Annotated in this window: 18 protein-coding genes; 11 read left to right on the top strand and 7 right to left on the bottom strand. The window is 73.4% G+C overall.

From position 1 onward, the window contains the following. Positions 1-3 precede the first annotated feature (3 nt). Both B100_RS0109440 and B100_RS0109435 read left to right on the top strand, forming a co-directional pair. On the top strand, positions 4-1,266 hold the full coding sequence (locus B100_RS0109440; RefSeq protein WP_024884195.1) for an SLC13 family permease: 1,263 nt from the start codon (positions 4-6) through the stop codon (positions 1,264-1,266). Positions 1,267-1,607: 341 nt separating this feature from the next. After that, positions 1,608-2,276: a M23 family metallopeptidase gene (locus tag B100_RS0109435; protein WP_024884194.1), complete on the top strand. Its 669-nt coding sequence runs from the start codon at positions 1,608-1,610 to the stop codon at positions 2,274-2,276. A gap of 227 nt (positions 2,277-2,503) precedes the next feature. Here B100_RS0109435 and B100_RS0109430 read toward each other — a convergent pair whose 3' ends face one another. The 3 genes from B100_RS0109430 to B100_RS0109420 all read right to left on the bottom strand — a co-directional run bounded on the left by B100_RS0109430 (position 2,504) and on the right by B100_RS0109420 (position 4,059). Then, positions 2,504-2,689 (bottom strand): DUF397 domain-containing protein, encoded by a 186-nt coding sequence (locus B100_RS0109430; protein ID WP_024884193.1) that lies wholly within the window; start codon positions 2,687-2,689, stop codon positions 2,504-2,506. Next, positions 2,686-3,567, bottom strand: a complete 882-nt coding sequence (locus B100_RS0109425) for a Scr1 family TA system antitoxin-like transcriptional regulator (protein ID WP_024884192.1) — start codon at positions 3,565-3,567, stop codon at positions 2,686-2,688. Before B100_RS0109425 ends, B100_RS0109430 begins: the two co-directional genes overlap by 4 nt. A 126-nt stretch (positions 3,568-3,693) precedes the next feature. Beyond that, positions 3,694-4,059: a VOC family protein gene (locus tag B100_RS0109420; RefSeq protein ID WP_024884191.1), complete on the bottom strand. Its 366-nt coding sequence runs from the start codon at positions 4,057-4,059 to the stop codon at positions 3,694-3,696. Positions 4,060-4,154: 95 nt separating this feature from the next. Between B100_RS0109420 and B100_RS0109415 the strand changes: the two genes are divergently transcribed. The 3 genes from B100_RS0109415 to B100_RS0109405 all read left to right on the top strand — a co-directional run bounded on the left by B100_RS0109415 (position 4,155) and on the right by B100_RS0109405 (position 6,782). Then, the gene (locus tag B100_RS0109415; protein ID WP_024884190.1) at positions 4,155-5,153 is read left to right on the top strand and encodes a helix-turn-helix transcriptional regulator; all 999 of its coding nucleotides are present in this window, start codon (positions 4,155-4,157) and stop codon (positions 5,151-5,153) included. A gap of 242 nt (positions 5,154-5,395) precedes the next feature. Next, positions 5,396-5,809 (top strand): helix-turn-helix domain-containing protein, encoded by a 414-nt coding sequence (locus B100_RS33805; protein ID WP_024884189.1) that lies wholly within the window; start codon positions 5,396-5,398, stop codon positions 5,807-5,809. Positions 5,810-5,825: 16 nt separating this feature from the next. After that, on the top strand, positions 5,826-6,782 hold the full coding sequence (locus B100_RS0109405) for a hypothetical protein (protein ID WP_024884188.1): 957 nt from the start codon (positions 5,826-5,828) through the stop codon (positions 6,780-6,782). Between the two features lie 51 nt (positions 6,783-6,833). Here the strand turns inward: B100_RS0109405 and B100_RS0109400 are convergent, their stop codons facing one another. Beyond that, positions 6,834-7,760: a DUF3027 domain-containing protein gene (locus B100_RS0109400; protein ID WP_024884187.1), complete on the bottom strand. Its 927-nt coding sequence runs from the start codon at positions 7,758-7,760 to the stop codon at positions 6,834-6,836. Positions 7,761-8,103: 343 nt separating this feature from the next. Between B100_RS0109400 and B100_RS0109395 the strand changes: the two genes are divergently transcribed. The 4 genes from B100_RS0109395 (at position 8,104) to B100_RS0109380 (ending at position 11,644) form a co-directional block, all read left to right on the top strand. Then, on the top strand, positions 8,104-9,534 hold the full coding sequence (locus B100_RS0109395) for an MFS transporter (protein WP_024884186.1): 1,431 nt from the start codon (positions 8,104-8,106) through the stop codon (positions 9,532-9,534). An 82-nt stretch (positions 9,535-9,616) separates the two neighbouring features. Beyond that, on the top strand, positions 9,617-10,078 hold the full coding sequence (locus B100_RS0109390; RefSeq protein WP_024884185.1) for a hypothetical protein: 462 nt from the start codon (positions 9,617-9,619) through the stop codon (positions 10,076-10,078). A gap of 23 nt (positions 10,079-10,101) precedes the next feature. Further along, positions 10,102-10,800: a futalosine hydrolase gene (locus B100_RS0109385; RefSeq protein ID WP_024884184.1), complete on the top strand. Its 699-nt coding sequence runs from the start codon at positions 10,102-10,104 to the stop codon at positions 10,798-10,800. Continuing rightward, on the top strand, positions 10,787-11,644 hold the full coding sequence (locus B100_RS0109380; RefSeq protein ID WP_024884183.1) for a 1,4-dihydroxy-6-naphtoate synthase: 858 nt from the start codon (positions 10,787-10,789) through the stop codon (positions 11,642-11,644). Before B100_RS0109385 ends, B100_RS0109380 begins: the two co-directional genes overlap by 14 nt. Positions 11,645-11,651: 7 nt before the next feature. Here the strand turns inward: B100_RS0109380 and B100_RS0109375 are convergent, their stop codons facing one another. Further along, positions 11,652-12,035 carry a cold-shock protein gene (locus tag B100_RS0109375; protein WP_004929962.1) on the bottom strand — a complete coding sequence of 128 codons (384 nt, stop codon included), beginning with the start codon at positions 12,033-12,035 and terminating at the stop codon, positions 11,652-11,654. Positions 12,036-12,199: 164 nt separating this feature from the next. On the opposite strand from B100_RS0109375, the gene B100_RS0109370 reads away from it, so the two are divergent. Next, a complete protein-coding gene (locus tag B100_RS0109370) occupies positions 12,200-12,472 on the top strand; it encodes a hypothetical protein (RefSeq protein WP_024884182.1) in 273 nt (90 codons plus the stop codon). Here the strand turns inward: B100_RS0109370 and B100_RS0109365 are convergent. Both B100_RS0109365 and B100_RS0109360 read right to left on the bottom strand, forming a co-directional pair. Further along, a complete protein-coding gene (locus tag B100_RS0109365; RefSeq protein ID WP_024884181.1) occupies positions 12,454-13,086 on the bottom strand; it encodes an HAD family hydrolase in 633 nt (210 codons plus the stop codon). The genes B100_RS0109370 and B100_RS0109365 overlap by 19 nt on opposite strands. Positions 13,087-13,424: 338 nt before the next feature. Continuing rightward, on the bottom strand, positions 13,425-14,498 hold the full coding sequence (locus B100_RS0109360; protein ID WP_024884180.1) for a membrane protein: 1,074 nt from the start codon (positions 14,496-14,498) through the stop codon (positions 13,425-13,427). Between the two features lie 117 nt (positions 14,499-14,615). Between B100_RS0109360 and B100_RS0109355 the strand changes: the two genes are divergently transcribed. Continuing rightward, complete coding sequence (locus B100_RS0109355) at positions 14,616-17,294, top strand: helicase-associated domain-containing protein (RefSeq protein WP_024884179.1); 2,679 nt, start codon at positions 14,616-14,618, stop codon at positions 17,292-17,294. Position 17,295: the final 1 nt, after the last annotated feature.

Raw genomic sequence — 17,295 nt, 5'->3', positions numbered from 1 at the left:
TGGATGATCAGCACTGTGCTGCTCGAATCGCTGTCCGTCGTCGCGCTGGCCGTGGTGCTGGTGTGTGCCGTCGTCCGTCCCTTCCGCTGGCCGGAGGCGGCGTTCGCGGTGCCCGCCGCCGGGGTCGTGATCGCGACGGGCGCGATCAGCCTGGAAGCGGTGCGGGAGGAGGCCGAGCGGCTCGGTCCGGTGATCGGTTTCCTCGCCGCGATCCTGGTGCTCGCCAAGCTGTGCGACGAGGAGGGCCTCTTCCACGCCTGCGGGACCTGGATGGCCCGCTGGTCGCGCCACCGCCCGCGCCGGCTCCTCGGTGCGGTGTTCGCGCTCGCCTCGCTGATCACGGCGGTGCTCAGCCTGGACGCCACGGTGGTGCTGCTGACGCCGGTGGTGTTCGCGACGGCGACCCGCATGGGCGCCCGGCCCGCCCCGCACGTCTACGCGGGCGCGCACCTGTCGAACACGGCGTCCCTGCTGCTGCCGGTGTCGAACCTGACCAATCTGCTCGCCTTCACCGCCACCGGGCTGACCTTCACCCGCTTCGCACTGCTGATGCTGCTGCCGTGGCTGGCGGCGATCGCCGTGGAGTACGCCGTCTTCCGCCGCTTCTTCGCGGTCGACCTCGCGGCGGAGCCGACCGCCCCGGACACGGCGGACGAACGGGTGGAGGTGCCGCTGTTCGCCCTGGTCACGGTGGCGGCCACGCTGGCCGGGTTCGCCGTGGCGTCCGCGGTGGGCGTCGACCCGGCGTGGGCGGCGGCGGCCGGCGCGGCCGTGATGGCGGTGCGTGCCCTGGCCCGCCGCCGTACCGGCCCGCTGCGGCTGCTGCGCGCGGCCGACCTGCCGTTCCTGGCGTTCGTGCTGGCCCTGGGGGTGGTGGTCCGGGCGGTCCTGGACCACGGGCTCGGTGACGCGTTCGACGCGGTCCTGCCCGACGGCACCGGCCTGCTCTCCCTGCTGGCCGTCGCCGGTCTCGCGGCGCTGCTGGCCAACCTGATCAACAACCTGCCCGCCGTCCTCGCCCTGGTCCCGCTGGCCGCGCCGTCCGGCCCCGGCGCGGTCCTCGCGGTCCTGCTCGGCGTGAACATCGGCCCGAACCTCACCTACGCGGGCTCGCTGGCCACCCTGCTGTGGCGCCGCATCGTCCACCGCCATGACCACGAGGTGAGCCTGCTGCGCTTCACCCTGCTGGGGCTGGCGACCGTTCCGGCCGGGCTCGTGGTGTCGACGGTGGCCCTCTGGGTGTCGCTGGAGCTGTTCGGCGGCTGAATCCGGGGGAATTGCCGGAGACCCACGCCACATTCCTGGAGGGCGCCCGGTGACATGCTCCACAGGGTCCGCCGGGTGTACTAGACGGAATAGTGAAGAAATGCCCGATTCAAAATCGGACATATGCCGCACAAGGCTGATCGATCAGCTTGAAATGGGGGGTTTCGCCCCGTAGAGGGTGCTCCGTCAAGAGACGTGCATCTCATGCCGTATCTACGAGGTTTCGTCGTAGGTCACACCTTTGCGGCTTTTGGGCGGCGCCGGTTACCAAGGAACAGCCAGCGCGGCACGGACCTGTTCCGCGGATGGCATCCCCCCGCCCCCTCCCCCATGAGGTTTCGATGTTCGAGCGCGTCATCTCCCGTTTCCCCCGTACGACCGCCACCCGCACCCGCGCCGCCGTCCTGGCCGCCGGTCTGGGCTCCACGGCCGTCCTGGGAGCCGGAGTCGCGGTCGCCGCCTCCGGCAACTCCGCGCCGACCGCCACCGCGGTCCAGGCGCAGGCCGCCGCGCAGGCCGAGGCCGCGAAGACGCAGGCCGTGAAGGCCTCGGCGGTGAAGAAGGCGACCCAGGCCGCCAAGAAGAGCACCCCGTCCTGGGTCTCCCCGGTCAAGAACTACACGCTGTCGGCGAGCTTCGCGGCGAACGGCGGCATGTGGGCCCACAAGCACTCCGGCCAGGACTACGCCGTCCCGACCGGCACCCCGGTGAAGGCCGCCCACGGCGGCACCGTCGTCAAGGCCGGCGGCAACGGCGCCGGTGACGGCCCCGCGTACGGCAACGCCATCGTGATCAAGCACGGCAACAAGACGTACTCCCAGTACGCCCACCTGTCGTCCGTGAAGGTGAAGGTCGGCCAGGTCGTCAAGACCGGCCAGAAGATCGCCCTGTCCGGCAACACCGGCAACTCCAGCGGTCCCCACCTGCACTTCGAGATCCGCACCACCCCGAACTACGGCTCCGCCGTCAACCCCGTGACCTTCCTGCGCGGCCACGGCGTCTCCCTCTGACGCACGGCCCCGCAACCCGCGACCCCCGAGTCGGCTACGGCCGCCTCGGGGGTCGCGTCGTCGTCCCAACGGCGAGAACGCCCCCTTCGGCGCGGTTCCGGATCAGGCCGCGTACCCCTCGAACCGGAACTCGGGACTGCGACGAGGATCGATGCGACGTCCTCCTCGGAGAGCTCACTTAGACGATCGGTTCCGCCTGCCTCTGGAGCAGGCGGAGCAGAGCTCGATCACCCCTCGGACACGTACGGGACGAATCGCGCCCACGCGTCGGGGGCGAAGGCCAGCCGGGGGCCGGCGGTGTCCTTGGAGTCCCGGACGTGGACGGTACGGGGGGTGAGGGCGAGTTCGACGCAGGAATTGCCGTCGGTGCCATCGCTGTAACTGCTCTTGAACCAGTTCAGCTCACTGCTCATGTTTCTCCCAGCAGTAGGTGCTCGATGAAGGCCAGCGACTCCCGGGGCGAGAGCGCCTGCGCGCGAATGGTGCTGTACCGCAGCTCCAGGATGCGCAGTTGTTTCGGATCGGAGGTCGGCCGACCGCTGAACGCACCGTCGGAGCGCCCCACCGCCGTGCCGTCCGCGAATTTCAGCACTTCGATCCTGCCGTCCACCCCCGGGTGGGCTTCGGTCTTCGTCGGCATCACCTGAAGCGTGACGTTGTGCAACCGCCCTACGTCCAGCAGGCGTTCGAGCTGTTGTCGCCACACCATTGTGCCTCCGACCTCCCTTTGAAGCGTCGCCTCTTCCAGCACGAAGCTGATCGAGGGAGCCGGATCGCGCTCGAACACCGAGCGCCGTGCCATGCGGGCGGCCACCATCCGCTCCACGTCGTCCGAGGCGTATGGCGGCTGCGCCGCCCGGAACAGCGCCCGAGCGTGTTCGGGGGTCTGCAGCAGGCCGTGGATGCTGGTGCACACGTACACGCCGATTTCGACCGCCCGTTCTTCCAACTTGGCAAGGGCCCGCACGGTCTTGGGATAGCGGACCTTCTTGACGTCCTCCCACGCGGCCGAGAGGAGGCCGCCCGCCTGCAAGATCTCGTCCGCCCGGTCCAGGAACTCCTGACGAGGGATCCGCTTGCCGCCCTCGATCTTGTAGATCATGTCCTCGCCGTAGCCGACGGCCCGCCCGAAGTCGGGCACCCGCAGGCCCGCCGCCTCGCGGCGCAGCTTCAGCTGGCGTCCCACGGTCGTGATGACCGCGACGCCCCACTCGTCGTCCGGGTCGACCTCCCAGCCCGGCTCGTCCGCCTCGTCGTCGTGCCGACCCGGCTCCGCCTCCACCGCCGTCATGCCGCACCTCTCCCTCGGATCCGTGACGCACCCCGGCGCCCTGCCCGCGTCAACGGCGGGCACGGCGCCGACGGCTACGGACGACCTCCGGACAGTGACCGGACACACACGACGGGTGCGGGCGGGTCAGCGGGTGAAGAAGTTGACGAGGTTGCCGTCGGGGTCGCGGAACAGCAGGGAGCGGTTGCCCCAGGGCATGGTCGTGGGGCCGTTGACGACGTCGGTGAGGAAGTCACCGAGTTCCTTGTGGACGCGGTCCACGTCGTCGACGTGGAACTCGATGATCGCGCTGTCGTTGGCCGCCGGGCGGGCGGAGCCGGGGGCGAACATCGGGACGGTGGCGGTGCCGGCGATCGCGAGGGTGGCGCCGTCGGCCCTCAGCTCGGCGAAGTGCTCCGTGGCCCAGGTCGCGGTCACGCCCAGGGCCCGCTCGTAGAACGCGACGAGGCGCGCGACGTCGGCGGTGATGATGCGGACGGAAGCGAACTGCATAGGGGAACTCCTCGGCCGTACGGATGGCGTGCACGGCCGACGGTAGGAGCAATAGCGGACAGGATCGGCCCGGTATCCGCAGTAGCTTTGTGCGCATGGCCCGACCCGCCGCCCGTGTACTGACCCTGCTGGAGCTGCTGCAGTCCGGCGGCACCCGGACGGTGGCCGAACTGGCCGGCCGGCTCGGCGTCGACGGGCGGACCGTGCGGCGGTACGTGGACCAGCTGATCGACCTGGACGTGCCGGTGGAGTCGGTGCGCGGGCGCTACGGCGGGTACCGCCTCGGACCCGGTTACCGGGTACCTCCGCTGATGTTCGGCGACGAGGAGGCGCTGGCCGTGCTGCTCGGCCTGGTGGCCGGGCGCAGGATGGGGCTGACGACGGCGCAGCGCACGGCGAACGAGACGGCGGCGGCGAAGATCCGGCGCGTGCTCCCCCGGCACCTCGCCCGGCGGCTGGACACCCTGCTGGAGTCCCTGTCGTTCACCGAGCAGCCCGGGGAGTTCGCGAGCCCGGACGCGGGAGTGCTGCTCACCCTGGCCGACGCGGTGCACCACCGCCGGCCGGTCTCGGTGCGCTACACCGACCGCGAGGGGCGCCGCAGCGACCGCACGCTGCACGCGTACGGGATCGTGGCGCACGCGGGCCGGTGGTACGTCACCGGCAAGGACGCGGAACGCGACGAGGACCGCACGTTCCGGCTGGACCGCATCGCGGACGTGCGCACCCTGCCCGGCACGTTCGAGGCGCCGGAGGGGTTGGACCCGGCGGAACGGGTGGTGACGGCCTTCGCCACGGCCGCGTACCGGTACGAGGTGACCGTGCGCGTCCGGACGACGCCCGAACACATCCGCGCCCACCTGCCCGCGACCGTCGCGACCCTGGAGGAGGACGGGCCGGGATGGCAGCGGGTCGCGATCCGCGCGGAACGCCTGGACTGGCTCCCGCCCGTCCTGGCCGCCCTGAACCGCCCCTTCGTCATAGAGGCCCCTGACGAACTTCGCGCCCTGACGTCCGAGTTCGCCACCCGCCTCACGGCGTACGCCCACCGGACCGGCCCGACCACCACTGAGGCACCGGAACCCGGGACTTGATGCTCCGGTGCCGTCGGCGCCTTACCGAGCAAGAACCCGGGGAGAAAGAACCCCACCAAGCCCCGCCCCTCCCGCCCACGGGACATGATCACTCGGGCGGGTGAACATCAGCCGCTCAGCTGGATTTTCGAACCCCCGGCACCTCTACGCTCAGCGCAGCACACCCCGAAAATGACTTCGGCCCCCGCCAGGATTGCCGTCCCGGCGAGGACCTGACCACCAAGGAAGCAAGACCCTTCCCGATGGATACCCAAAACCCTAACGCGCCCTCGCGCGCCCAGTCAGCCGCCGACCGCGATCCGACCCGATCGCGTCACCACACCGGCGGCGTCATCCACGACAACACCCGCCACACCACCCGCTTCACGGTGATCGGCAACCACCTCACCCAGCACCCGGAGCTCTCCCTGCTGGCGATCGGACTCGGCTGCCACATCCAGTCCCTCCCCACCGGCACCCCGGCCGACATCAAGTCACTGGCCGCCCGCTTCAAGGAGGGGACCACCCGCATCTCCGCCGCCCTGCGGGAACTGGAAGACCACGGCTACCTCCGCCACAAGCTCCGCACCTGCGACACCTGCGACCGCGCCTTCCGCGCCCCGGAGACGGAAACCCACTGCCGCGACTGCCGCCCCGCAACCACCACCCACCGCTGACGCCACAAGGAAACCCATGGTCAGTCCACCCCACGAGGCGATGCACCGCATCTTTCAGCACGACCCCGGACTCTTCAGCCGCGTCTCCCGCTTCCTCGGAGTCGACATCCCCACCCCGGTGAAGGCGACAGCGCTGCCCACCGACCTGACGGAGACCAACCCGGTCGAACGCCGGGTAGACACGCTCCTCCGCCTGGAAACCGCCGATCGAGGGCCGTTTCTCCTGGCCGTCGAGGCCCAGGGCAAGAAGCACCCGGACAAGCCGGCGAGCTGGGCGTACTACACGGCGTACCTGTGGACGAAGTACCGGCTGCCCACGGCTCTCCTGGTCGTCTGCCAGGACCACGCCACGGCCAGGTGGGCCCAGCAGCCGGTGAGCTGCGGACCACCTCAACTGCCTACCCTCACCGTGCAGCCGTTGGTCGCCGGACCGCACAACATGCCCGTGATCACGGACCCGGAAGAAGCGCGCGCCGACCTGGTTCTGGCCAGCCTGGCGGCCATCACTCATGCTGCCGAACCGGACGTCGGTGCGATACTGAAGGCCCTGTCCACAGCGCTCCGGGACGCACCCGAAGACATCGCGAAGCCCCTCATCGAATTCACCGCACAGGGCCTGGCCAAGCGCCCGGCGAAGAACCTCTGGAGGAATCTGGTGGCCGTGGACCTCTCCTTCTACAAGTCCTATCTCGCGGAAGAAGTACGCAAAGAAGTACGCAAAGAAGTCCGCGACGAAGTCCGCGACGAAGTCCGCGACGAAGTCCGCAAAGAGGTACAGGACGAAGCCCTCACCCAAGGTGAGGCTCGGCGTGCCGCTGCGGACGTCCTGGCCGTGCTCGCGGAACGCGGCCTCACCGTGTCCGAAGCCGTCCGCGAGCGCATCGGCAGCTGCGACGACCCCGAGATCTTGAGTCGCTGGCTGCGTCGGGCCGTCACGGCCTCGACGGCCGAGGAAGTGGTGGCCGGCGCGTGAGGTGACAGGCGGGTGGCGACGCCGGTGAGCGGCGTCACCACCCGTCGCCCGCTAAGAGTGCCCCAGTTCCGCCGATGACTCGTCCTCCGTGGCCGGGACCGAGCCGGAGTCCGGGGACGGGCGGAGGGGGAAGGGGTCGACGCGGGTCTCGTCGATGACCGGCGGGGCCGGCTGCGGGGGCTTCGGCATGACCGCGGCCTCCGAGTGGCCGCCGCAGCCGTAGGCCAGGGAGACCACGCGGCCGTCGGCCGGGGAGAACTCGTTGGCGCAGACGCCGAACGCCTGGCCCAGCGAACCGCCGATCGGGGCGAGGAAGCCGCACGAGTCGCAGGACGCGGGGGCCGCCTGCGCCATCGGCGTCTTGGCGCCGAACGCCTCCTCCCAGCGGTCGGCGGCGGCGTGCAGGCCGTAGCGGGACAGGACCCGGGCGCGGCGCATGCCCAGTTCCTCGGCGAGCGCGGCGATCGAGCCGCGGGACGGGGCGACGGCCTGCTCGGCCGGGGTGCCCTCGGTGACCTCGGCGTCCTCGGCCTCCGCCAGGTCCGCGAGGTCGCCGGTCAGCGCCGAGTTCGGCGGCGGCTCGTCCTCGCCGGTGTAGCCCGGCTCCAGCCGCAGGTCGTCCGCGTCGGTGGGCAGCAGGTCACCCGGTCCCATGTCGCCCGGGCGCAGCCGCTCGCTCCACGGCACCCACTCGGGCGCGAGGACCGCGTCGGGTCCGGGCAGCAGCACGGCCTCGTCGACCGTGACGATCTTGGCGCGGGAGGCGCGGGCGACGGTGACGGCCCACCGCCAGCCGCGGTAGCCGAGCTCACGGCACCCGAAGAAGTGCGTGACGACGCGGTCGCCCTCGGAGACCAGCCCCTCGTGCTCGCCCACGACCCCGGGCGCGGCGGCCTCCTCGGCTGCGGCGCGGGCGAGGTCGACGGCCTCGGCGCACAGACGGTCGGGGGTGCGGCTTCGCGTTGTCGCTGCGCTCACAGGTATCGCTTCTCTCCTACGCCGTCTCACGAGTGCGCCACTCCCAGCGCGGGGGGCGGACGGAGCGGACCGGGGGACCGCGTCGACGTCCGCGCCGCAACGTGCTCGGGCGCGCCACCATCCATTCTGCGGGATGGCTGAGATAGGCACGCTACCTGCTCGCGTGCGCTGGGCCTACACCGACGGTTGTTACGGAACGGCGCGCGCCGGTCAATCCGGGCGGCGGGGGGGCGTCCCGGGCGGCCTCCGCGCGCACCGGCGCGTTCGGCCGTACAGCGGCACGGCGGGCCCCGTCCCCGGTGTTACTGCACTACGCGCCGCCATCTCGGGGCACTATGACGTCGTGGCCACCGCGAGGACACCCCAGGGCGCCACCGGAACCGGTGGGCCCCAGAAGGGCAAGGGACGCGGCCGCCGCCTCGGTTCGGGCCGGGCGGGCGGCCGTCTCCGCGCGTTCGGCAGGGCCCTGCGGTTCCCGGTGACCAGAACCGCGCGCGGCATCCGCAAGGTGACCCACGCGCACGGCGCCGGCGAGTCGGGCCTCGGCAAGCTGATCGAACTGCACGGGGTGAACGGCGCGGGCGACGTGATGATCACCGTGGCGCTGGCGTCCACCGTGTTCTTCTCCGTCCCGACCGACGAGGCGCGCGGGCGCGTCGCCCTGTACCTGGCGATCACGATGGCGCCGTTCACGCTTCTCGCCCCCGTCGTCGGCCCGCTCCTCGACAAGCTGCCGCACGGCCGCCGGGCGGCCATGGCGGGCGCGATGCTCGCCCGGGCGCTGCTCGCGCTGGTGCTGTCCGGTGCCGTGGTCAGCGGCGGTCTCGAGCTGTACCCGGCCGCGCTGGGCGTGCTGGTGGCCTCCAAGGCGTACGGGGTGGTCAGAAGCGCGGTCGTACCAAGACTGCTGCCCCCCGCCTTCTCCCTCGTGAAGGCGAACTCCCGGGTCACCCTGGGCGGGCTGCTGGCGACCGGGATCGCCGCCCCGATCGGCGCGGGGCTGCAGCAGGTCGGGCCCCGCTGGCCGCTGTACGGGGCGTTCGTGCTGTTCGTGGCGGGGATGCTGCTGTCGTTCCGGCTGCCGCCGAAGGTGGACTCCGCCAAGGGCGAGAGCGTGGCGCTGCTCGCCGCCGACGACCAGCATCTGCACGGCCCGCACCGCAAGACGGAGAAACCGGGGCTGCGCACGGTCGGCCCGGCCGTCACCCACGCGCTGGCCGCCAACGCCTCGATCCGCTGCCTCACCGGCTTCCTGATCTTCTTCCTGGCGTTCCTGCTGCGCGAGCACCCGATGACCGGGCAGAGCGCGGCGGTGTCGCTGGGCATCGTCGGCGTGGCGGCCGGCGCGGGCAACGCGCTGGGCACGGCGGTCGGCGCGGGGCTGCGGTCCCGCGCGCCGGAGATCATCATCGTGACGGTGGTGGCGGTGGTGCTGGGCGCGGCGATCACGGCCGCGGTGTTCTTCGGCGCGGTGCTGGTGGCGTGTCTCGCGGCGGTCGCCGGGTTCGCGCAGGCACTGGCCAAGCTGTCGCTGGACGCGCTGATCCAGCGGGACGTGCCCGAACAGGTGCGGACGTCCGCCTTCGCCCGGTCGGAGACACTGCTCCAGATGGCGTGGGTGCTGGGCGGCGCGGTCGGCATCGCGATGCCGCTGATCGGCGGTCTGGGGCTGGCGGTGGGCGCGGCGATCGTCGCCACGGGCTGGCTGACCACCGTCCGCGGACTGCTCCGTTCGGCGCGGCATGGCCAGGCCGGGCGGCCGCGTGTGGCGTAACCGGGGGCCACGCCGTACCCCACGTGGCGGGCGGGGCACACCTGCCCGATAGCCTTCGGCCATGACCACGTTGCAATCCGCTGTGCGACGCCGCCGCGCCGTCGCCGCCGCCGGCGCCGTATCCGCCGGACTGCTCGTCCTGGCCGCCTGCGACAAGCCGACGCCGATCTCCACCGTCACGGTGGGCAGCGACTCGGTGAGCTCCGAGGCGACCTGTGGTGGCGAGGGCAAGGCCCTGACCACCGAGGCCCTGAACAAGTGCCTCCAGGACAAGGGCATCGACGAGATCAAGGTCGACCCCACGGAGAACGTCCGCTTCGGCGTCGACCCCGACATCGCCAAGCACGGCTGGACGATCCTGCTGAACGGTCAGCCGCTCGTCGATCCCATGAAGAAGAAGACCTACCAGTCCATCCCGGGCAGCGTGTTCTTCAACGCCCAGTACGGCGCCCAGGGCGACTCGACCCTGGTGTCGATCAAGGAGGGTGGCGAGAACGAGGCCACCGGTCTGTGGTCCTTCCGGCTGAAGAAGGACGAGGACTGATCACGTCCCTCGTACGCGTTCTCGTGGCCACCGCGGTCCCCGTCGAGCGGGACGCGGTGGCCGAGGCGTTCCCGGGGCCGGTGCGGGAGGCCGAGCTGCCCGGCGCGGTCCTGCACCGGACCGACGGCGGGCCCGACGTGCTCGCCGCCGGGGTCGGTCCGGCGCTCGCCGCCGCCTCCACGGCCACCGCGCTGACCGCCGCCGCCCTGGACGGCCGGCCCTACGGCCTCGTCGTCTCCGCGGGGATCGCCGGCGGCTTCGCGCCGCACGCGCCCCTCGGGTCCCTCGTCGTCGCCGACGAGATCACCGCGGCCGATCTGGGTGCCGAGACGGCCGACGGCTTCCTGCCGGTCACCGGCCTCGGCTTCGGCACCGTCACCCACCGCCCGCCCGAGACCCTGGTCCGGGCCGCCGCCACCGCGTCCGGCGCGCGCACCGGAACGGTGCTCACCGTGTCGACGGTGACCGGCACCGCCGCCCGCGCCGACACGCTGCGCGCCCGCCATCCGCGTGCGCTCGCCGAGGCCATGGAGGGCTTCGGCGTCGCCGAGGCCGCCACCGCGCACGGCGTGCCCGTGCTCGAGGTGCGGGCGGTGTCGAACCCGGTCGGCCCGCGCGACCGCGCCGCCTGGCGCATCGGCGACGCCCTGGCCGCCCTCACCGCGGGCTTCGGGAAGCTCGCGCCCGTATTGGAGAGTTGGAACCGGCATGACCACCGTTGAGCAGCAGCAGCTGCGGATCGCCTACTCGCCCTGCCCGAACGACACCTTCGTCTTCGACGCCCTCGCCCACGGCCGCGTCCCCGGCGCGCCCGCCCTCGACGTCACCTTCGCCGACATCGACATCACCAACGGCATGGCCGAGCGCGGCGAACTGGACGTGCTGAAGGTGTCGTACGCGGTGCTGCCGTACGTCCTCGACGCGTACGCGCTGCTGCCCTGCGGGGGCGCGCTGGGCCGGGGCTGCGGGCCGCTGGTGCTGACCCGCGAGGCCGGTGCGGACCTGACCGGGCGGACGGTCGCGGTGCCGAGCGAGAAGTCGACGGCGTACCTGCTGTTCCGGCTGTGGGCGGCGGACGTGGTGCCCGGCGGCGTCGGGGAGATCGTGGTGATGCCGTTCCACGAGATCATGCCGGCCGTGCGGGACGGGAAGGTCGACGCCGGCCTCGTCATCCACGAGGCGCGCTTCACGTACCAGAACTACGGGCTGCACAAGCTCGCGGACATGGGCGAGCACTGGGAGAACACCACGGGGCTGCCGATCCCGCTGGGCGCGATCCTCGCCCGGCGCTCGCTCGGCGCGGAGACACTGACCCGGCTCGCGGACGCGATCCGCACGTCCGTGCGGACGGCCTGGGACGACCCGGAGGCCTCGCGGCCGTACGTCATGGAGCACGCCCAGGAGATGGACCCGGCCGTCGCCGACCAGCACATCGGGCTGTACGTGAACGAGTTCACCGCCGACCTCGGCGAGGACGGGTACGCCGCCGTACGCGGGCTGCTCACGCGCGCGGCGGCCGAGGGGCTGGTTCCGCCCCTCGGCCCGGACGCGCTGCGGTTCCCCTGACGGCGGTCTAGACGTCGAGCTGGTCGGCGACCGCGCGGAGCAGTCCGGCGATCTTCTTGCCGGCCGCGCGCTCGGGGTAACGGCCACGCTCCAGCGACGGCGTGATGTTCTCGAGCAGGGTCGTGAGGTCCTGCACGATGGACGCCAGTTCGTCGGGCTTCTTGCGCTGGGCGGCCGCGACCGACGGGGTCGGATCCAGGATGGTCAGGGAGAGGGCCTGGTCGCCGCGCTGTCCGGCGACCACGCCGAACTCCACGCGCTGGCCCGGCTTCAGGGCCTCGACTCCGGCGGGGAGGACCGAGGAATGCACGAAGACGTCACCGCCGTCGTCACGGGAGAGAAAGCCGAAGCCCTTCTCACTGTTGAACCACTTGACCTTGCCGGTAGGCACGTCTGTCCTCGTCCTCGTACTCGTCGGGAAAACTGCATCGGAAAACGGCTCTTGATAGCACTCGGGCGGGCCCGATGACCCGCCGGTACCAAGGCTAATGGTCTTCAGGCCGGTGACAAGACGTCACCGGGTTGTTCCTTCGCGCAGGGAACTACCCTGGTCCGGTGCGTGACAAAACCCAAGCGAATTCCGCTGCGCCCGGTGACGGCCTGGTCCGTGCCGGCGCCATCGTCTTCTTCGTCGGCGCCGTGGCCACTCTGGTCACGGTGGCCCCGCTGTTCCTCGGCACGACGCCCTTTCCGACGTACATGTTCGGATTGAGCATGCTCATGGGCGTCGGATTCCTCATCGCCGGGGCCGGCGTACTGCGTTCCGCCGCTGCGGGGCGGCGCCGGGCGCGGGCGAGTGCCGTTTCCGGTCAGTTGTCCGAGCAGTAGTCCGAAAACCAGCGGGGGAATTCCGTCAGGTCACCGAGAACGGTGTCCGCGCCGGCCTCCCGCAGTTCGGCGGCGTCGCACGGGCCGGTGGCTACGGCGACCGACACCGCGCCCGCGGTGCGCGCGCCGCGCACGTCGCCCGTGTGGTCGCCGACGTACACGGACGCGCCGTGCTCGCGCAGCGCCAGCGCCTTCTGCTCGGCCCACAGGTCGCCGATCACGGCGTCCGGCTCGATGCCGAGGTGCGCCAGGTGCAGCTTGGCGTTGGGCTCGTACTTCGCGGTGACCACGATCGCCCGGCCGCCGCGCGCCCGCACGGCGGCTATCGCCTCCCGGGCGCCGGACATCGCGAGGGTGGGCGTGATCGCGTACTCCGGGTACATCGCCCGGTACAGCTCGGCCGTCTCCTCGACCCGCTCGGCCGGGAACCAGTGCACCAGCTCCTCCACCAGCGGCGGCCCGAGCCGGCTGACCGCGAGATCGGCGTCGACGTACGTCCCGGTCCGCTCGGCGAGCGCCTGGTAACAGGCCCGGATCCCGGGCCGGGAGTCGATGAGCGTCATGTCGAGATCGAACCCGACGGTGGGCGCGGCGGGGGTGTTCGTGTTGACCATCCCGCCATTGTCCGCCACCGCCCCAACGGCCTCGGGCCGGCGCCCTGTGGGCGCTGCCCCCGCCAACCGCGGGCAGTCGTGCCGCTGGGGCGGCACGGGCGGGCGCGACGGCACCCCGTGAGCGCCGGGCTGCGCAGTAGCCGCGACGGCCACCGGGGTGCCGGGAGCCCTCGCACGCCGGGTGCCGGCCGCCACCGGGCGGTCGCGCAGTTCCCCGCGCCCCTGAAGGGCGCTCCCCCCGCCCTCCGCGGGCAGTCGTGCCGCTGGGGCGGCACGGGCGGGCGCGACGGCACCCCGTGAGCGCCGGGGACTACGCGCACGCCCGGCGACAGCGCACCTCACCGTTCGCGTTGGGACCGCCACAGAAGGAACAGCGCCGAGGTGATCGCCGCCGTGCGGATGACCCACGGCCAGGTCTCGGCGAGAGCCCCGTTCATCTGTCCCTCGGCGATCGGCTCGCCCCAGCGCCCCGCCGTCCGCCCCCAGATCCACACGATCCCGCCGACGAGGGACAGGCCGGGGAGGACGACCACCGCCGCCTTGACCTCCGCGCGGGTGAGGCGGCGGGAGGCGTAGGCGATGAGCCAGCCGAGGATCAGGGCGAACCAGTTGCCCAGCACCGCACCCACGACCAGGGAGGCGGCGGCGACCAGCAGCAGGGGGTTGCTCCAGCGGCCGGACGGCAGGCGCAGCAGACGGCGGCGCCGGACCGCGGGCACCGCCTCGGCCCCGCCGGCGGCAGCGGCCGGGGCACCCGGCTCGGCGGGCGCCGCCTCGGCGGCGGGCTTCTCCCGCGCCGACGGCGGCGGCTTGAGGAGCTCGGGGATCTCCACGCCGCCCACAAAACCCGGCACCTCGTCCCCGGCCCCGAACGGGCTGTTGTCCACCCGCCACCAGTCGGGCTGGGTCGCGCTGTCGCCGAGCTCGTCCGAACCGGCCCGGTGCGGCGGTGACGGCACGTCGGCGGGGGCGGGCGTGGGCGGCGGCGCGGACGGGCGGGGCCGGGGCACGACCCGGCGCAGCACGCCACCGCCCCGGCCCCCACCGCCTCTGCCCCCACCGGCCTTGGCGCCACCCGACTTCGCGTCGCCGGACGTGCCACCACCCGCCTTCGCCCCCCGCTCCGGCTCACGCTGCACCGGCACGGCCGCGGACTGCTCCGACGCGCCCGGGACGGCACCGGGGGAATCCTCGGCCGCGGCGACCACCTCGGTCGGCGTGCCCATGCGGGCGATGATGCGGCGGACGGCGGCGGGCGAATCGACCACGGCCTTCGCGCGGCGCCGGTCGATCTCGTCGCGCAGCTCCGCGACCAGCCGCATCCGCGCCGCCGACGGCAACTGCCGCTGCTGCGCCACGTCACCGACGCGGCTCAGATACTCGTAGACGACCTGGTCACTCTCGATACCCACGAAGTCCCCTCCGGGACGGATGCGTCGGGACACCGTCGCCCGACGGTATCGCGACTGCGGCGGGCCGACCCAACTCCCGGCACGCCACGGACGTACCCACCCGCTAACGTGAGGCGGATGAGCACCGAGGAGAACCCCGCGGCGGCCCCCCGATCCCTCGCCGAGGCGCTCCGGGGGCGCGACGACGTCTCCCTGGCCGCGCTCCTGCGCAGCCGGCCGGATCTCATCACGCCCGTACCCACGGACCTCACCCAGCTCGCCACCCGCGCGGGCACGCGCGCCTCGGTGGTCCGCGCGCTGGAGCGCCTCGACCGGTTCACGCTGCAGACCGCGCAGGCGCTCGCGGTGGCGCCGGACCCGGCGACGTACGACGAGCTGCTCGGGCTGCTGGCCGGCGACGACGGCGACCCGGCGGTGGCGGCCGCGCTGCCGCACGCTCTCGGCGCGCTGCGCGAACAGGCCCTGGTGTGGGGCCCCGACGACCGGCTGCGGCTGGTCCGCACCGCCCGCGAGCTGCTGTCGCCGTCCCCGCAGCACCCCTCGCCCACCGGTCTGGGCCCCACCGTGCGGGAGGCGACAGCGGGGATGTCGCCGGGCCGGATCCAGGAGATCGTGGCGACGGCCGGGCTGCCGTCGACGCACGACCCGGTCTCCGCCGTGGCCGCGCTGACCGGTCTCTTCGACGACCCGAAGCGGATGTCCGCGCTGCTGGACCAGGCGCCGAGCGAGTCGGTGGAGGTGCTGGAGCGGCTGGTGTGGGGGCCGCCGTACGGGCAGGTCACCGCCGAGCCGGCGGCCCGGCTGCGCTGGCTGCTGGACCGCGGGCTGCTGCTGCCGACGGCGCCCGGCACGGTGGTGCTGCCGCGCGAGGTGGCGCTGCGGCTGCGCGCCGGGCGGGCGCACCGCACGACGGAACCGGTGCCGCCGCCCGTGGAGGCGGCCACCGCGCACCCTCCCCAGGTGGTGGACGCGACGGCCGCCGGACAGGCGTACACGGCGCTGACGACGGTCGAGGAGCTGCTGAAGGACTGGCACGAGGGCGGCCCTGCGGTGCTGCGGGCCGGCGGGCTGAGCGTGCGGGACCTCAAGCGGACCGCCGTGGCCCTGGACGTGACCGAGCCGGTGGCCGCCTTCTGGGTCGAACTGACCTACGCGGCCGGGCTGCTGGCGTCGGACGGCGAGGCCGACGAGCGGTACGCGGCGACCCCGGCGTACGACGAGTGGCTGGAGCGGCCCGCCGGGGAGCGGTGGGCGCGGCTGGCCACGGCGTGGCTCGCGGCGACCCGCACGCCGGGGCTGGTCGGGGAGCGGGACGCAAAGGACCGCACGCTGTCCGCGCTCGGCCCGGGCCTGGACCGCTCGGCCGCCCCGGAGGTACGGCACCGGGTGCTGACCCTGCTGGCGGCGCTCCCGGAGGGGGCCGCGCCCGCCGCCGAGTCGGTGCTGGCCCGCCTGCGCTGGGAGCGGCCCCCGCGGGTGGTGCGCACCGGTGGCGCGGCTCCCGCGGGCGTCCGCAGGGCGCAGGGGCAGGCCGCCGAGGGGGCGCGGGGCACGGCGGTCCGCGCGGGCACGGGCGGTTACGGCGCGCCGGGGTATCCGGGCGACGGCGGGCGCGGCACCGGCGGGGACGGCGACGACCTGCGGTCCCGGCTGGCCCGCTGGACGCTCGCCGAGGCCGAGATGCTGGGCGTCACCGGGCGCGGCGCCCTCGCCGCCCACGGACGCGCGCTGATCGGCGCACCCGCGCCCCGCCGTCCGAAGGAGGCGGAGCCCACGGGTCCGGGCGACAAGCTGCCCGTGCACCACCGGCCGGCCCCGCCGCCGCCCGCCCTCTCCCCCGCCGAGCAGGCGGGCGCCGCCGCGGCCGCCGCCCGGCTGCTGGAGCCCCTGCTGCCCGAGCCGCTGGACCATGTGCTGCTCCAGGCCGACCTGACGGCGGTCGCGCCGGGACCGCTGGAGCGGCCGCTCGCCGACATGCTGGGGGTCCTCGCGGACGTGGAGTCGAAGGGTGGCGCGACCGTCTACCGGTTCACGCCCGGCTCGGTGCGGCGCGCCCTGGACGCCGGGCAGTCGGCCGCCGAGCTGCACGCCTTCCTCGCCGCGCGGTCCCGCACCCCGGTGCCGCAGCCGCTGGCCTACCTCATCGACGACGTGGCCCGTCGGCACGGTCATCTGCGGGTGGGCGCCGCCTCGGCGTACGTGCGCTGCGACGACGACGCGGTGCTCAACGAGATCATGGCCGACAAGCGGGCCGCCGGGCTGGGCCTGCGCCGGCTCGCCCCGACCGTGCTGGCCGCGCGGACCGATCCGGCGGGGCTGCTGGAGGGGCTGCGCGCGATGGGTTTCGCGCCGGCCGCCGAGTCCGCCGAGGGTGACGTGCTGATCGCCCGCGCCGACGCCCGCCGCACGCCGCCGCGTACGCCCCCGGAGCCGGTGCCGGACGGGCCTCCCGTCCCGGACGACACGCTGCTCGCGGCGGCGATCCGCGCCGTCCGCGCGGGTGATCTGGCCGCCACGGCGCCGCGTAAGCCGGCCGGCGGTGAGGCGGCGGGCGCGGCGCCGGGCGAGTTGCCCCGCACCACCGCCGCGGACACCCTGGCCACCCTTCAGGCCGCCGTTCTCACCAACGACACGTTGTGGATCGGGTACGTCAACGCGGAGGGGGCCGCCAGTCAGCGGGTCATCGCCCCGATTCGGGTCGAGGGCGGGTTCGTCACCGCGTACGACCACACTGCCGACGAGGTGCGGACGTATCCCCTCCACCGGATCACGGGTGTCGCGGAACTGGCGGAGTGAC

It is taken from the genome of Streptomyces sp. CNH189 (assembly GCF_000527195.1).
This window is presented reverse-complemented; position numbering and strand designations above follow the sequence as displayed.

Bases quoted from the DNA above. Each gene is read 5' to 3' on its own strand.
- B100_RS0109440 (WP_024884195.1), top strand. From the start codon at position 4: ATGATCAGCACTGTGCTGCTCGAATCGCTGTCCGTCGTCGCGCTGGCC.
- B100_RS0109435 (WP_024884194.1), top strand. From the start codon at position 1,608: ATGTTCGAGCGCGTCATCTCCCGTTTCCCCCGTACGACCGCCACCCGC.
- B100_RS0109430 (WP_024884193.1), bottom strand. From the start codon at position 2,689: ATGAGCAGTGAGCTGAACTGGTTCAAGAGCAGTTACAGCGATGGCACC.
- B100_RS0109425 (WP_024884192.1), bottom strand. From the start codon at position 3,567: ATGACGGCGGTGGAGGCGGAGCCGGGTCGGCACGACGACGAGGCGGAC.
- B100_RS0109420 (WP_024884191.1), bottom strand. From the start codon at position 4,059: ATGCAGTTCGCTTCCGTCCGCATCATCACCGCCGACGTCGCGCGCCTC.
- B100_RS0109415 (WP_024884190.1), top strand. From the start codon at position 4,155: ATGGCCCGACCCGCCGCCCGTGTACTGACCCTGCTGGAGCTGCTGCAG.
- B100_RS33805 (WP_024884189.1), top strand. From the start codon at position 5,396: ATGGATACCCAAAACCCTAACGCGCCCTCGCGCGCCCAGTCAGCCGCC.
- B100_RS0109405 (WP_024884188.1), top strand. From the start codon at position 5,826: ATGGTCAGTCCACCCCACGAGGCGATGCACCGCATCTTTCAGCACGAC.
- B100_RS0109380 (WP_024884183.1), top strand. From the start codon at position 10,787: ATGACCACCGTTGAGCAGCAGCAGCTGCGGATCGCCTACTCGCCCTGC.
- B100_RS0109365 (WP_024884181.1), bottom strand. From the start codon at position 13,086: ATGGTCAACACGAACACCCCCGCCGCGCCCACCGTCGGGTTCGATCTC.
- B100_RS0109355 (WP_024884179.1), top strand. From the start codon at position 14,616: ATGAGCACCGAGGAGAACCCCGCGGCGGCCCCCCGATCCCTCGCCGAG.